Here is a 12,578-nt window from a genome sequence, read left to right as displayed (position 1 = left end):
GACACGATCAAGAACACCGCAGGTAAAGGGGATAGGCCGTTCCATATTCATGAAGCGTTACCTGTTGCCCACAGGAATTCGCGCCCCTCGGCGTGTTGGCACTCAAGTAGCTCCGCCAAGATCACGACGCTGTCTTTCTTCTCGGCAGACACCTCTAGAAAAACCAACGAGCCAAAATCATCCGCCAGCGCACGCAACACCCCCAAAAGCACGTATGGCGCACCTTTCGTGGTGTTATCACAAGTGATTTCAAAGCGATGTGGTTGCTGTTCATCCACCTGGATATTAGGCAAGCCAAGGTCGGGAACAGCCAGTCGCGCGCGCCCCTTTAGGTCTTCGAGCGAGTGTAGGAAATCTGTGTAATCAACACCACCGAATCTCAGCAATCTGCGAACTCTTTCAACACGCGAATCCGTCACTAGGAACGTGCCGAAATCTTCCAGTATTGATTGCCGTTCCCGATCAAGTTCGATGGACAGTTGTTGAAGGATCGACTGCCCGATCTGGTCATCATAGTGGAACAATGGCTCAACGGTGTTGAGGCTCAGATCGAGGTTGGCAAGCACCTTCGACCACACCTGATTTCCATAAGTCAGGCGCACAAAGAATTCGAATGTCCACAGGATCAAGCCATGCATAGTCACCACACAAGTAAGTTGCTGGCGACGATGTAACAGCCTAAAACTTAACAAACCGCAAAGCCGGGCTAGAACCTATACCAGTTGGTCCAACCACGCTGGAATTTCACCAATATCGGCTAAAACAACATCGGCAAACGGGTTCAGTTCTTCTCGCGTGGCCACTCCTGTCAGTACGCCGATGGTTTTCATGCCGGCAGCGCGCCCGGCCTTCAGATCATGCAGGCTGTCACCAACCATACCTACCTGTACGGCTGGAACATCTACATGGCGGGCAAAAGCCAGACAGGGGCTCGCATCAGGTTTCACGCCATTCCCGCTGTCATATCCAGAAACGAAATCAAACAGACCCGACACATTCGCCCCTTTCAGATGCTGGCGTGCGGGACGCTCTGCGTCATTTGTTGCTACACCAAGAGCCAGTCCCCTTTCGCGAAGATGGTTCAGCAAAGGGGCAAGCGCAACAGCCTCGACCTGAGGGGCCGTTTCAGCTTCGTCGTTAAGAAGTGTTTCCAGCTCAGTAGCGGACATGTCGACATGTTTTTGCAGGGCAATGACGATTTCCGCCGGAGTACCCGCAATTACGACGCTATCGGGGGAGAACTCCTGACTGGTCATGTCGAACCCGATATCTTGGCCAATATGTGTGGCCCGTTCTACATCCCCATTCGTTAGACGCAGAAGCACCTTATGTGTCCACGCTTCCCAAGTGGCTTTGAAATGGAAAAGTGTACCGTCTTTGTCAAAAAGAAGGGCTTTAATGGTCATGGGGGCTCCTGCCTGTCGTTTAAGAAGGACACTGCCCATATCCAGCCTTCAGGTCCAGTGTAAATCCGCCCCTCCGGGCAAGGCTTGTCGCACCATTGCCACCTGCCCATAGGGAAGCCCTTGGGCATCGCAGGCCTGCATCACCCATTGATCATTCATCATCAAGAAATCCATCATCGCGGCCAAGAACTGAGGATCTCCCGCGTTTTCACGCAACGTGTCCTGATCCGCCCCCGTCGCCCCCATGAAAACTGGCAAAAGCTCTTCGTTCCCGACAAGCCAACCAAGCATTTTCAGCGCAATTCCTTCTGCCTGATCCGGTGTCATTTTAACATTCCTTTGCATTTGGAAAGGATTTCTTAACCAATCGGTCGCAGAGTGTCTGCACTCCTTTGTCAACAACTAGCAAAAATGGACCCATGAGCGGTAGGATTCTCATAGCAGATGATCTGGCGACCAATCGCATCGTACTGAAGGTCAAACTGACCGTTTCTTGCTATGATGTCATACAGGTCGAACGCGTCGATGACGCGCTTGAGACCGCACGCCGTGCGCAGCCCGACCTGATCATTCTGGGGCGCGGTCGCAAGGGGCAAAGCCTGTCTATTTGTGCGACGCTGAAGAAAGATCCGATTCTGTCCTCGATCCCTGTGATTTTGATTACGGACAAAGACGATCGCAGCTCGCGGATCGAAGCTTTGCGCGCGGGCGCTGAGGATGTTTATTCCCGCGGCGGGAACGAAAGCACATTGTCAGCGATGGTGCGCAACCTGATCCGGACACGCGGCACATATGAAGAAATCATGCGCCACCGCGACATATCCACAGAATTTGGCTGCGCGGAAGACGCCGCCAGCTATGTCCCAGCGGCGCATATTGCAATCGTAGCCCCAGACCCAGAACATGGCCTGCTTTGGCGCCGAAACCTATCTTCAGAAATGCCTCACCGGCTGGAAGTGATGACAATCACGCAAGCGTTGGGGGACATGAATGCCGTCAGAAATGTTCCCGATGCCTTTGTCATCAGCGCGTCACTGTCGGAAGAAACCGATGGGCTGCGTTTGGTCAGTGAATTGCGGTCGCGCGTGCATACCCGCAACGCAATCATCGTTGTTGTCCATGCCGAGGATCGGCCAAATGACGGCGCTATGGCGTTGGATTTAGGGGCCGATGCGGTCATGCACCCATGTTTCGAAGCCATCGAATTGTCGCTGCGCTTAAAGGCCCTTCTCTCCCGCAAGCTAGAGCTTGATGCGCTGCGCAAACGCTTCGATCTTAACCTGTCGCTCGCCGTGCAGGATCCGCTGACCGGATTGCACAACCGTCGTTATGCTCAAAGCTATCTGAGCCGGTTAGAGCAAGAAGCGCTTACCAATGGGCAATCCTATGCGATCATGGTGCTGGACCTTGATCACTTCAAATCAATCAACGACCGATTTGGTCACGGGGTTGGTGACAAGGTTCTGGTGGACGTCGCAAACCGTATGCGTAAAAATCTACGTGAATTTGATCTTCTGGCGCGGTTCGGGGGCGAAGAGTTTCTGGTGGCCCTACCAGATGTCAGCCCCAAAGACGTCGCAGCGATGGCAGAACGATTGCGCCGTACAGTTGGGGATTACCCAATTAACGTGTCAGAAACCGTTACGCCCGTTCATGTGACCGTGTCAGTTGGCGTCGCTGTCTGGGGCGATCAAGAGAATGATACCCGAAGCTCGCATGAGCTCACCCAAGCGGCAGACGAAGCGCTCTACGCCTCAAAATCTGAGGGTAGAAATGTTGTGACCTTCGGCAAATCGGCTGCCTAAGCTTCGACGTAAGCGCCCCCAATCACTGACCATTTCGGCGCGATTTACGGTCTATCGTGGCCTCAAGCCGATCGGCAAAGGCCTTTCGTTCCTCGGGCGTCATGCTCACAATACGATCAACCACAAGCGTTCGCAGGCTTTCCCCTCGGCTTCGCAAACGATCTGCTTGTTGTGACATCGTGCTTTCAAGAGCGTTTTTGTCAAATTGTTCCGCCCTCAGAATCTCTAAAAGCGCCTCGAAATCACGTTCCAAGTTTTTACGGTTTTCTTTGAACGAACCACCCTCACGACGAAAATTGCGACCAATTTCGCGACGGTCTTTTGGGTTTAGAGCTTTGGCAATCGGGGCAAATCCAAGGTCTCGGATCGCACCGCGTTCTGGGCCGCGAGCGTCGAAATTTGCGCGATCATGACCGGAAAGCTTCGCGCCAAGGATAAGCCCCAGAACCAAAAGGTTCAGCGTAAGTGATACCGCCAAAATGATGCGCGTCACACGACGGCGCGAATTCCCCTCGGACTTAGGTGCCTGCGTTTTCTGATCAGAAGCACTCATCCCTCATCCTCCGCAAATAGGGCTGTTCCCAAATATCCCGGCGCCAGATCTTCCAACGCGTAGGACGTATCGGCAACGACGTAATCACCCGACAACACCAACCCACCTGACAGCGTTTCAAGCTGAACAGGCTGTGTGAAACCGATCCAAACACCCGCCACCGTGGCTGTCGCAAGGCTTGCGGCAGCCGGCCAGCCCCCAATTGCGGCCAGTATGGATTGCAGCCATCCGCCTTCTTGGGTTCCCTGCCCTACAACCGACAGAGTTACAGTCGTAGGCAAATGAGCCTCAGCATCCGCAATGATCGCAGAGAAGAAATCAGCCGAAGGCTCGGCTTCCACCTTACGTGCTGCATCAAAGAACAGCTCTAGTTCATCGTCCAGCAGGGGCTGCTTGTCAGTCTTCGCCATATCCCAACTCCTCACGTCGTCCGGCCAGATCCTTGGCCAATGCTCTTTTGCCCCGGGCGGTTAAACTTTCCACCGCCTCGACACTTATGTCCATAATCTCTGCGATCTCAGGGTTAGTTGCCCCTTCGATATGCCGAAGCGTCACCGCGATCCGCTGCCGTTCGGGCAGTTGGTTCAGCGCGTTTTGCAACGCCTGCGCCCTGTCTACATCCATCATGCTCTGAACGGCTGATGGACGCCCGTCTTCGGGATCCCCGGCCGCGTCGATGTTAACAGTGCGCCGTTTGCGCAGCCGATCCGTACACAGGTTGGACACCACACGATAAAGCCAAGTTGAGACTTGGGCTTCCCCTGTGCGCCAGCTTGCTGCTTGTTTCCACAAACGCAACATCGCCTCTTGCGTTACGTCCTCGGCCTCGGCCCGATCACCGCCAAGCAGGCGCGTCGCAAACCCCAACGCGCGCGGCGCAAGCCTGTGGGTTAAAAGCTGTGCAGCCATTGGATCGCCATTGCCGTAAAGCACCAGCAACGCTTCGTCAGAAGCTTCTTCATAAGCATCCAAGGCCATGTTCATACGTCCTGCCTAGTCCGTTCCGTAGCACAAGACAACGTGGCAACGCCCTGCCCCGTCAGAAAGGGCGTTGCCGGTTGCTATCAGCCCTTGCGATCGCGCGATTTGCCGCCATGGCGCATGAACATCTCTTTCTGCGCGGCATCGAATTCAGCTTGCGAAATCGCGTTGTCGTCATCCGTATCGAAACGATCAATCAAGCGTTCAAATCTGGACAATTCGGGGGAAACCTCCTCAAAGCTTAACGAGCCGCTCTCATCCACATCCTTCTTGGCTAACCGGTCTTCGATCTTCCAACCCATGCGTTTTTGCATCATCTTGCCCGCGCGCTTGCCGTCGCCTTTGCCCTTTTCCATACGATCAGCCATGCGCTTTTCGGCCTGCGCCTTCAGCTCTTCCAGCGTCAGCTCTCCGTTCCCATCAGCATCGGCCGCATCGAAGCGCGCCTTTGCGAAGGATTGCAGATCTTCGATGGTGATCTGACCACTTTTGTCCATATCCACATCCGCAAATTCCATCATCATGAAGCCGCCTTTGCGCCCCATCATGTCACGCCCACCTTCTTTGCCTCCAAAGGCCATGGCTGCGGTCGATGTCAGTGTCAGGGCCGCGCCCAGACCAAGTGCAATTGCGGTGGCAGCTGTTTTCGCGTTCAGTTTCATTTCAAACTCCTGTGTTTACTTGCCTGTGCGACGCAGTGTTTTGTTCGTCGCTATGTATCTTCAACGCAGGAGCCACGTGTTTCCGTCGCCAAGTCCCCAAGATTTCCGCGACATCGCGCCGCAAGTGCGTTTCATGGCATGATCTGCACTCGTAAATCTGTATGATAGCCGGATGCGCGAACAAGGATTCACTCATGACTGAGAATGTCGAACTACACATGGAAGAGATGCCATCAGCATCTGAGATCGCAGAGCGTGAGATGAAGCCTGCCCTACGCAAAGGTTGGGGAAAGCGTTGTCCAAATTGCGGGACGGGCAAACTGTTTCAGGGGTACCTGAAGGTCCATCACGATTGCACAGTATGTGGTGAAGAGCTGTATCACCAACGCGCGGATGATGGCCCGGCCTATCTGACAATTATCGTAGTCGGTCATATCATGGCGCCAATGCTGCACATTTTTTATGTCAACCTGGTGCAAGATCCGTTGATGCTTGCAACCATTTTCACGGTTGGCACGGTGGCGGCTTCGCTTTACCTATTGCCTAGGTTCAAAGGCTTCATGATTGCCTTCCAATGGGCCAAACGCATGCATGGGTTTGCCGGCAAAAATTCTTAGACCGCGATAGGATACCAAAATGGATAAATCCAAGATCATCCGCGACGCAGCAACCGTCATTCTGATCCGGGACAAATCCACGCGCCCTCAGGTTCTTATGGGACAACGCGGTGCAAATGCAGCCTTCATGCCCAACAAGTTTGTTTTTCCGGGTGGCGCATTGGACGCGACAGATGCAAGCGTTCCGCTGGCAGATGCCGGCGCAGAGCCCTGTCTGACCCGGCTAGGAGAACAGGCTGACGCGTCGAAAGCTCAGGCCCTTCTGGTCGCCGCAATCCGCGAGCTTTGGGAAGAAACCGGGCAAATTCTGGGTGAGGCTGGTCGCTGGGACGGCACGATCCCAGAGGACTGGAAGAATTTTGCCGATGCTGGTTTTATTCCATCGGCCAAAGGCATGTCTTTTGTTTTCCGCGCCATCACGCCCAAAGGCCGCACCCGTCGATTTGACGCGCGCTTTTTCTCGGTCGACGCCGATGAACTTCAGACGGATATCGACGACTTCTCGCGCGCCTCAGACGAGCTGAGCCATTTGCAGTGGATCCCGCTTGATGACGTACGTCGGTTTGATCTGCCTTTCATCACCGAAGTTGTGTTGGCGGAAATCGTTGGCAAGCTCCCAAATCTTGGCGCCCCTTCCGAAGTTCCGTTTTTCAACAATTCGGATGAGGAAAGCCTGTTTGAACGGCTGGGTGGGGTCGGGCCATTGACTGCCGCCGGATAGGCGTCACTTCAAAAACAGCACCAAGACCAAAACTGATAGCAGGATCAGCGCGGTCCCTGCATATTCGCGGCCGCTGACCTTCTCGCGGAAGACAAAAAGCGTGGCGGCATAGGAAAACAGCAACTCAATCTGGCCAAGCGCTTTCACAAGCGCTGCGTTTTGCAATGTGAACGCAGTAAACCAGCAAAAACTCCCGATCATCGAGCTTAGCCCGACAAGCACTCCAACACGCCACGCCGAAAAAACGCGGCGGATCTCGCCTTTTTCGCGTAGAGCCATCCATGTTGCCATAACCAACGACTGGAACGCCGTCACCACAGCCAAGGTGAACCCCGCCCGCGAGATGACATCATCGACATCCAGCGACAAAGACGCCCCGCGATAGCCGATGGCCGAGAATGAGAACAATAGCCCCGCACCAAGCCCAAGGGCCGCCGCTTTGTTGAAAAACCGTCGCCAGCCCTTCCCGCCTTCCGGCGGGTCGGACAGCAAAATAAGCCCAAAGAAGCCAATACCAATCGCCAAGGCTCCGGCCAGATTGACACCTTCCCCAAGAACCAACAGCCCGGTCAGAGCGGTCAGAACAACCTCGGTTTTTTTGAAGGTGATACCGACTGCAAAGTTACGTTCGGCAAACAATGCGACAACGCAGATGGTGGCCAGAATCTGCGCGATCCCTCCCACAGACGCGAACAGGAAAAAGCGCGCATCCGGGCGTGGAACGTCATACCCGCTAAGCGCAAAATACCCGGCCATCAGCAACGCAACCAATGGAGCGGAATACACGAAACGCGCAAATGTCGCGCCCGTTGCGCTTAACCGCGTGTCTTTCAGCCGCTTTTGCAGCATGAAACGCAGGTTCTGCGAGAACGCAGCCAGTATGGTGATCGGGATCCAAGCTTGCATGTTCATGCCATCGCATGATGCGGCACCCGGAACAAGGGCCCGGTCTAACGCATCCGCAACCGGCTTTTGTCATAGCCGTTAAACGCCAGCATATCCGCGGCCGCCTTGATGCGATCCTCGCCCCCTGATCGTTTTCGGTCGACGATCCAACCGAAACTGCCCGACGGTGTGCCAATCGCCGCGGTGCGATAGTCCGCATCCACCCAAAGCACCCAGTATTCGGTGCCAAAGGGCGGTGAGCCAACGATAATACGTCCCGCCGTGTTCATGCTGGCGTCATAACGCTCACGAGACCCGGTGGAATTGCTCACAGTAATTCCGGACACGCCACCTGCTCCGGTCTCGACCACGACATTGCCATAAAGGGGTTTTTCGCCGGGATGTACAAATTCCCCCCGGATCACCCAGTTGCCAGCAAACCTAGCTGCATCAAACCGGGTGGTCGAACTGATCGGCCGTTTGGTATTGCGGTGAAACTCCACCCCGTCGCTGCCGCCACCCAGACAGGCGGTCAGCGCTGGCGCAACGGTGGACGCCGCCAGTAATTTGAAAAGATTGCGCCGATCAATCACAAGGAACCTCGTTACTTAGCTTAAGAAATACAAACCGTTAGTAAGGCATCGGATGGGCTTGGTGCGCCACATTGATATCTGCCAGAACCTCATCTGTCAGGACAAGATCTTTGCCGTCAAGAATGTGCCCCAGCTGCTTCATCGAAGATGCCCCGAAAATGGTAGATCCCATAAACGGTCGCCCGACCGAGAAGGCCAGCGCCATCTGCGTCAAATCAAGACCATGTTTGTCAGCAACCGCTTGATACGCATCAACGGCCGGGAACGCGCGTTCGGTGACCCGACCGCCAAGGCCCGGATAGATATCGAGGCGCGACCCTTCAGGCACAGCACCCTTTTGATACTTCCCGGTCAGAAGCCCCGTTGCCAGCGGTGAATAGGACAGAATTCGCGTGCCTTCATTCATGCAAAGCTCGGCCAAATCGGTATCGGCCAAGCGGCACATCAGGCTGTATTCGTTCTGGACCGAGATAACTTCGGGCGTGCCCATGTCACGGGCAAGGCGCAGCCACTGCGCTGTGCCCCACGCGCTTTCATTGGACAATGCGAAGTGGCGCACTTTCCCGGCGGCAACGACTTCGGCCATCGCCGTCAACACGTCACGCATATGAGCCTCGACCTCGTCTTTGTTCTGGCCGGAGGGATCAAAGGTCCAGTTCTGGCGAAATGCATAGCTGCCGCGCATGGGCCAGTGGGTTTGGTAAATGTCGATGTAGTCGGTGTTGAGCTTTGCCAGAGACGCGTCCACCGCTTCGTGAATAACGGCACTGTCATAGCCCTTGCCGCCCCGTTTCCAGCCCGGATTGTCACCTGACACCTTGGTCGCGATGATAACCTCGTCGCGCCGACCGGTTTTCGCAAGCCAACCACCGATGGTTGCTTCGGACGCCCCACAGTTTTCGGCCTTGATCGGGTTCACCGGATACATCTCGGCGGTATCAATGAAATTGCCGCCATGATCCAAGAACATGTCGATCTGATCGTGGCCTTCCGTGTCGGTATTGGTGGACCCCCACAGCATCGAGCCAAGGCAAAGCGCGCTGACTTCAAGTGCGCCATCAGCAAGTTTGTTCATACGCATTGTGTTTCTCCCTTGGCGTTTGCCATGTTGTTCTGGCAGCAAATTTTGGTGAAGTGGGTATTCGTTGGGTCAGAGCGTTGTGTTGGTCGCACCGCCATCCAGAAGCACATTCTGACCGACCATGAAGCCAGCATGTTGCGAACACATGAAGGCACAAGTCGCGCCGAATTCTTCCTTGGTGCCATAACGTCCCGCAGGCAGCGTGACAAACTTCTGTGCACGTGCTTCGTCAAAAGACACACCACTTGCATCCGCAGCCGCTTGATCCAACGTGATCATGCGATCCGTGTCATGCAGGCCCGGCAGCAAATTGTTGATGACAACACCCTGCCCCGCCATCTGGCGCGAGACCCCCGCCACAAAGCCAGTCAGCCCGGTGCGCGCGGTGTTGGACAGACCCAGAACCGCAATCGGAGCTTTCACGGAGACGCTGGTGATGTTGACGACACGGCCCCAGCCGCGATCTGCCATGCCCGGAATCAACGCCTGCATCAACGCAATGGGCGTCAGCATATTGGCGTCGAAGGCTTCGATGAACGCGTCACGTTCCCAATCGGTCCAAGTGCCCGGGGGCGGCCCGCCTGCGTTGGTGACAAGGATATCCACGTCACCAGCAGCTTGCAGCACCCGCCCGCGACCTTCTTGCGACGTGATGTCGGCGGCAACGGTTTCGACGCTCACTCCGGTTTCTGCACGGATGGCCTCGGCCGCTTCAAGCAAAGGTCCTTCGGTGCGCGCATTCATCACAAGCGACACACCTTCGCGCGCCAATGCCTGTGCGCTTCCGAAACCCAATCCCTTGGACGACGCGCAAACCAGTGCACGTTTGCCGGAAATTCCCAGATCCATCTTATCCTCCACCATGTTTGTCCCAGACCTAGCAGCGCTTCCCGCCCGATGGAAGACACCATCCGTATTGCGCCACCTTGCCCCCGTCGCTATATGCCACCCTATGTTGGACACGAATACAAACCGCCCCGAATTGCCGCCCGAGATTGCGCGCCGTCGCACCTTTGCGATCATCAGCCACCCGGACGCCGGCAAGACGACCCTGACCGAGAAGTTCCTTCTGTATGGTGGCGCCATTCAGATGGCTGGTCAGGTGCGCGCCAAGGGCGAAGCGCGCCGCACACGGTCCGACTTTATGAAGATGGAGCAAGACCGGGGCATCTCGGTCTCGGCGTCTGCGATGTCGTTCGATTTTGGCAAGTATCGGTTCAACCTCGTTGATACGCCCGGCCACTCTGATTTCTCGGAAGATACCTATCGCACGCTGACGGCTGTGGACGCGGCTGTGATGGTGATTGACGGGGCGAAAGGTGTGGAAAGCCAGACGCAGAAACTGTTCGAAGTCTGCCGACTGCGCGATCTACCGATCCTGACCTTCTGTAACAAGATGGACCGGGAAAGCCGTGATACTTTTGATATCATTGATGAAATTCAGGAAAACCTTGCGATTGACGTGTCCCCCGCAAGCTGGCCCATTGGCATTGGCCGCGACTTCATGGGCACTTATGACCTTCTGAATGACCGTCTTGAATTGATGGACCGCGCCGACCGCAACGTGGTTGCCGAAACGGTTGAGATCAACGGGCTGGACGATCCGAAACTTGCTGAACATGTGCCCGAACACCTGCTTGAGAAGTTTCTGGAAGAGGTCGAGATGGCCAAGGAACTTCTGCCCAAACTTGACCCGCAATCCGTGCTGGAGGGTCACATGACTCCGATCTGGTTCGGCTCTGCCATCAACTCGTTTGGGGTGCAGGAACTGATGCAAGGCATCGCCAATTACGGCCCCGAGCCGCAGCCACAACAGGCTGCCCCCCGCGCCATTGCGCCCGAGGAAAAGAAGGTCACAGGCTTTGTGTTCAAGGTTCAGGCCAATATGGACCCGAAACATCGCGACCGTGTGGCCTTCATGCGGTTGGCCTCGGGTCACTTCAAACGCGGCATGAAGCTGATGCATGTGCGTTCAAAGAAACCAATGGCCGTGACCAATCCAGTGCTGTTCTTGGCGTCAGACCGCGAACTGGCCGAGGAAGCCTGGGCAGGCGACATCATCGGCATTCCGAACCACGGACAATTGCGCATCGGCGACACCTTGACCGAGGGCGAGATGATCCGCGCAACCGGCATCCCATCCTTCGCGCCTGAACTGCTTCAGACCGTGCGCGCGGGCGATCCGATGAAGGCTAAACACCTTGAAAAGGCGCTGATGCAGTTTGCCGAAGAAGGGGCCGCAAAGGTCTTCAAGCCGAATATCGGATCTGGGTTCATCGTGGGCGTTGTCGGCGCACTTCAGTTCGAAGTGCTCGCCAGCCGGATCGAGCTGGAATACGGGCTACCCGTGCGGTTCGAACAATCTCAATTCACGTCCGCCCGTTGGGTCCTTGGAGACAAGGATGAAGTCGAAAAGCTGGTAGACGCCAACAAGCAACACATTGCCCATGACAACGACGGGGATCCGGTGTTTCTGACGCGTCTTCAATGGGATATCGACCGTGTTGAACGTGATTATCCGGAGCTACGCCTGTCCGCCACCAAGGAAATGATGGTGTAAGACATGTGCCCGTCACGCCCCTCGCCCCTGCAAAACCGCGTTTTGCCCACGGGTGAGATTGTGGCGGACAAGGCCCGTGGGATGTTCACCGGAAATCGGGGTATTTTGCCGTTTACAGATGGCGAAATGGGAACTTCCCGTTGGAAGCATCAGCACTGGATCATTTGCGATCTGAAGCACCCGAAGGACCGGTATCATGGCCCAATGCCGGCCCGTGCATGGACTCCGTTGTTTTTCTTGGACGAAGCCGTCGCTTTGGCGGCAGGCCATCGCCCCTGCGCTTATTGTCGACCTGCAGCTTACCAAATGTTCAAGGCCGCATGGAGCGCAGCGTTCGGCCCAATGAACCACGCTCAGATCGACCGGCAATTACATCATGACCGCGTGACGCGGGGACGTAAGCAAGTTCGCTATCAAGCAAATTTGGATACCCTCCCCATCGGAGTCTTCGTCCTTTTCCAAGGCCAACCACATCTGATTTCCGAGAACATGCTGATTCCATATACGCCCAGCGGTTACGGCGCTCCGATCACGCGCCCCGCACTTCAAGTCGACGTCCTAACCCCCGCGCCCACCGTTGAAATCTTGCGTCAGGGGTTCCACCCAAAATTGCACTTTTCGCTGTAACCTGTGCAGACAGCGCAACGATTTGCCAGCAATCCGCCCAATCTGACCCATGTCATTGACCATAGCGCCTTTTTTCTTTAACTCCTT

At 55.6% G+C, this 12,578-nt stretch carries 16 protein-coding genes; 5 read left to right on the top strand and 11 right to left on the bottom strand.

Annotated elements, in window-relative coordinates; translation table 11 throughout:
- Positions 1-47 precede the first annotated feature (47 nt).
- The 3 genes from AC0L6A_RS07500 to AC0L6A_RS07490 all read right to left on the bottom strand — a co-directional run bounded on the left by AC0L6A_RS07500 (position 48) and on the right by AC0L6A_RS07490 (position 1,733).
- Entirely contained in the window at positions 48-638 is a 591-nt protein-coding gene (locus AC0L6A_RS07500; protein ID WP_473293220.1) for a heme NO-binding domain-containing protein, read from the bottom strand.
- A gap of 75 nt (positions 639-713) precedes the next feature.
- Positions 714-1,406 (bottom strand): HAD family hydrolase, encoded by a 693-nt coding sequence (locus AC0L6A_RS07495; RefSeq protein WP_473293218.1) that lies wholly within the window; start codon positions 1,404-1,406, stop codon positions 714-716.
- A gap of 48 nt (positions 1,407-1,454) precedes the next feature.
- Positions 1,455-1,733, bottom strand: coding sequence for a DUF3572 domain-containing protein (locus AC0L6A_RS07490; protein WP_473293217.1), 279 nt, complete (start codon positions 1,731-1,733; stop codon positions 1,455-1,457).
- 92 nt (positions 1,734-1,825) lie between these two features.
- On the opposite strand from AC0L6A_RS07490, the gene AC0L6A_RS07485 reads away from it, so the two are divergent.
- The gene (locus AC0L6A_RS07485) at positions 1,826-3,211 is read left to right on the top strand and encodes a diguanylate cyclase domain-containing protein (protein WP_473293215.1); all 1,386 of its coding nucleotides are present in this window, start codon (positions 1,826-1,828) and stop codon (positions 3,209-3,211) included.
- Between the two features lie 22 nt (positions 3,212-3,233).
- On the opposite strand, the gene AC0L6A_RS07480 is transcribed toward AC0L6A_RS07485, so the two are convergent.
- The 4 genes from AC0L6A_RS07480 to AC0L6A_RS07465 all read right to left on the bottom strand — a co-directional run bounded on the left by AC0L6A_RS07480 (position 3,234) and on the right by AC0L6A_RS07465 (position 5,407).
- Positions 3,234-3,764 (bottom strand): periplasmic heavy metal sensor, encoded by a 531-nt coding sequence (locus AC0L6A_RS07480; protein ID WP_473293214.1) that lies wholly within the window; start codon positions 3,762-3,764, stop codon positions 3,234-3,236.
- Positions 3,761-4,174 carry a hypothetical protein gene (locus AC0L6A_RS07475; RefSeq protein WP_473293213.1) on the bottom strand — a complete coding sequence of 138 codons (414 nt, stop codon included), beginning with the start codon at positions 4,172-4,174 and terminating at the stop codon, positions 3,761-3,763. The genes AC0L6A_RS07480 and AC0L6A_RS07475 overlap by 4 nt, the downstream gene beginning before the upstream one ends.
- The gene (locus AC0L6A_RS07470; protein ID WP_473293211.1) at positions 4,161-4,748 is read right to left on the bottom strand and encodes an RNA polymerase sigma factor; all 588 of its coding nucleotides are present in this window, start codon (positions 4,746-4,748) and stop codon (positions 4,161-4,163) included. The genes AC0L6A_RS07475 and AC0L6A_RS07470 overlap by 14 nt, the downstream gene beginning before the upstream one ends.
- A gap of 80 nt (positions 4,749-4,828) precedes the next feature.
- Positions 4,829-5,407 (bottom strand): EF-hand domain-containing protein, encoded by a 579-nt coding sequence (locus tag AC0L6A_RS07465; RefSeq protein WP_473293209.1) that lies wholly within the window; start codon positions 5,405-5,407, stop codon positions 4,829-4,831.
- 194 nt (positions 5,408-5,601) lie between these two features.
- On the opposite strand from AC0L6A_RS07465, the gene AC0L6A_RS07460 reads away from it, so the two are divergent.
- Positions 5,602-6,024 carry a DUF983 domain-containing protein gene (locus AC0L6A_RS07460; RefSeq protein ID WP_473293208.1) on the top strand — a complete coding sequence of 141 codons (423 nt, stop codon included), beginning with the start codon at positions 5,602-5,604 and terminating at the stop codon, positions 6,022-6,024.
- A 19-nt stretch (positions 6,025-6,043) separates the two neighbouring features.
- Positions 6,044-6,745: an NUDIX hydrolase gene (locus AC0L6A_RS07455; protein WP_473293206.1), complete on the top strand. Its 702-nt coding sequence runs from the start codon at positions 6,044-6,046 to the stop codon at positions 6,743-6,745.
- Positions 6,746-6,748: 3 nt separating this feature from the next.
- Here the strand turns inward: AC0L6A_RS07455 and AC0L6A_RS07450 are convergent, their stop codons facing one another.
- From AC0L6A_RS07450 to AC0L6A_RS07435, 4 genes are all read right to left on the bottom strand, one after another.
- Positions 6,749-7,651: an EamA family transporter gene (locus AC0L6A_RS07450; protein ID WP_473293205.1), complete on the bottom strand. Its 903-nt coding sequence runs from the start codon at positions 7,649-7,651 to the stop codon at positions 6,749-6,751.
- A gap of 44 nt (positions 7,652-7,695) precedes the next feature.
- Positions 7,696-8,223, bottom strand: coding sequence for a lipocalin family protein (locus tag AC0L6A_RS07445; RefSeq protein WP_473293204.1), 528 nt, complete (start codon positions 8,221-8,223; stop codon positions 7,696-7,698).
- Between the two features lie 37 nt (positions 8,224-8,260).
- Positions 8,261-9,304 carry an aldo/keto reductase gene (locus AC0L6A_RS07440; RefSeq protein WP_473293203.1) on the bottom strand — a complete coding sequence of 348 codons (1,044 nt, stop codon included), beginning with the start codon at positions 9,302-9,304 and terminating at the stop codon, positions 8,261-8,263.
- A gap of 69 nt (positions 9,305-9,373) precedes the next feature.
- Entirely contained in the window at positions 9,374-10,153 is a 780-nt protein-coding gene (locus tag AC0L6A_RS07435; protein WP_473293202.1) for an SDR family oxidoreductase, read from the bottom strand.
- A gap of 103 nt (positions 10,154-10,256) precedes the next feature.
- On the opposite strand from AC0L6A_RS07435, the gene AC0L6A_RS07430 reads away from it, so the two are divergent.
- Together AC0L6A_RS07430 and AC0L6A_RS07425 are read left to right on the top strand one after the other, a co-directional pair.
- Complete coding sequence (locus AC0L6A_RS07430) at positions 10,257-11,864, top strand: peptide chain release factor 3 (protein WP_473293200.1); 1,608 nt, start codon at positions 10,257-10,259, stop codon at positions 11,862-11,864.
- Positions 11,865-11,867: 3 nt separating this feature from the next.
- Positions 11,868-12,491 carry a hypothetical protein gene (locus AC0L6A_RS07425; protein WP_473293199.1) on the top strand — a complete coding sequence of 208 codons (624 nt, stop codon included), beginning with the start codon at positions 11,868-11,870 and terminating at the stop codon, positions 12,489-12,491.
- Positions 12,492-12,578: the final 87 nt, after the last annotated feature.

The organism is Aliiroseovarius sp. D2-2, assembly GCF_055809455.1.
This window is presented reverse-complemented; position numbering and strand designations above follow the sequence as displayed.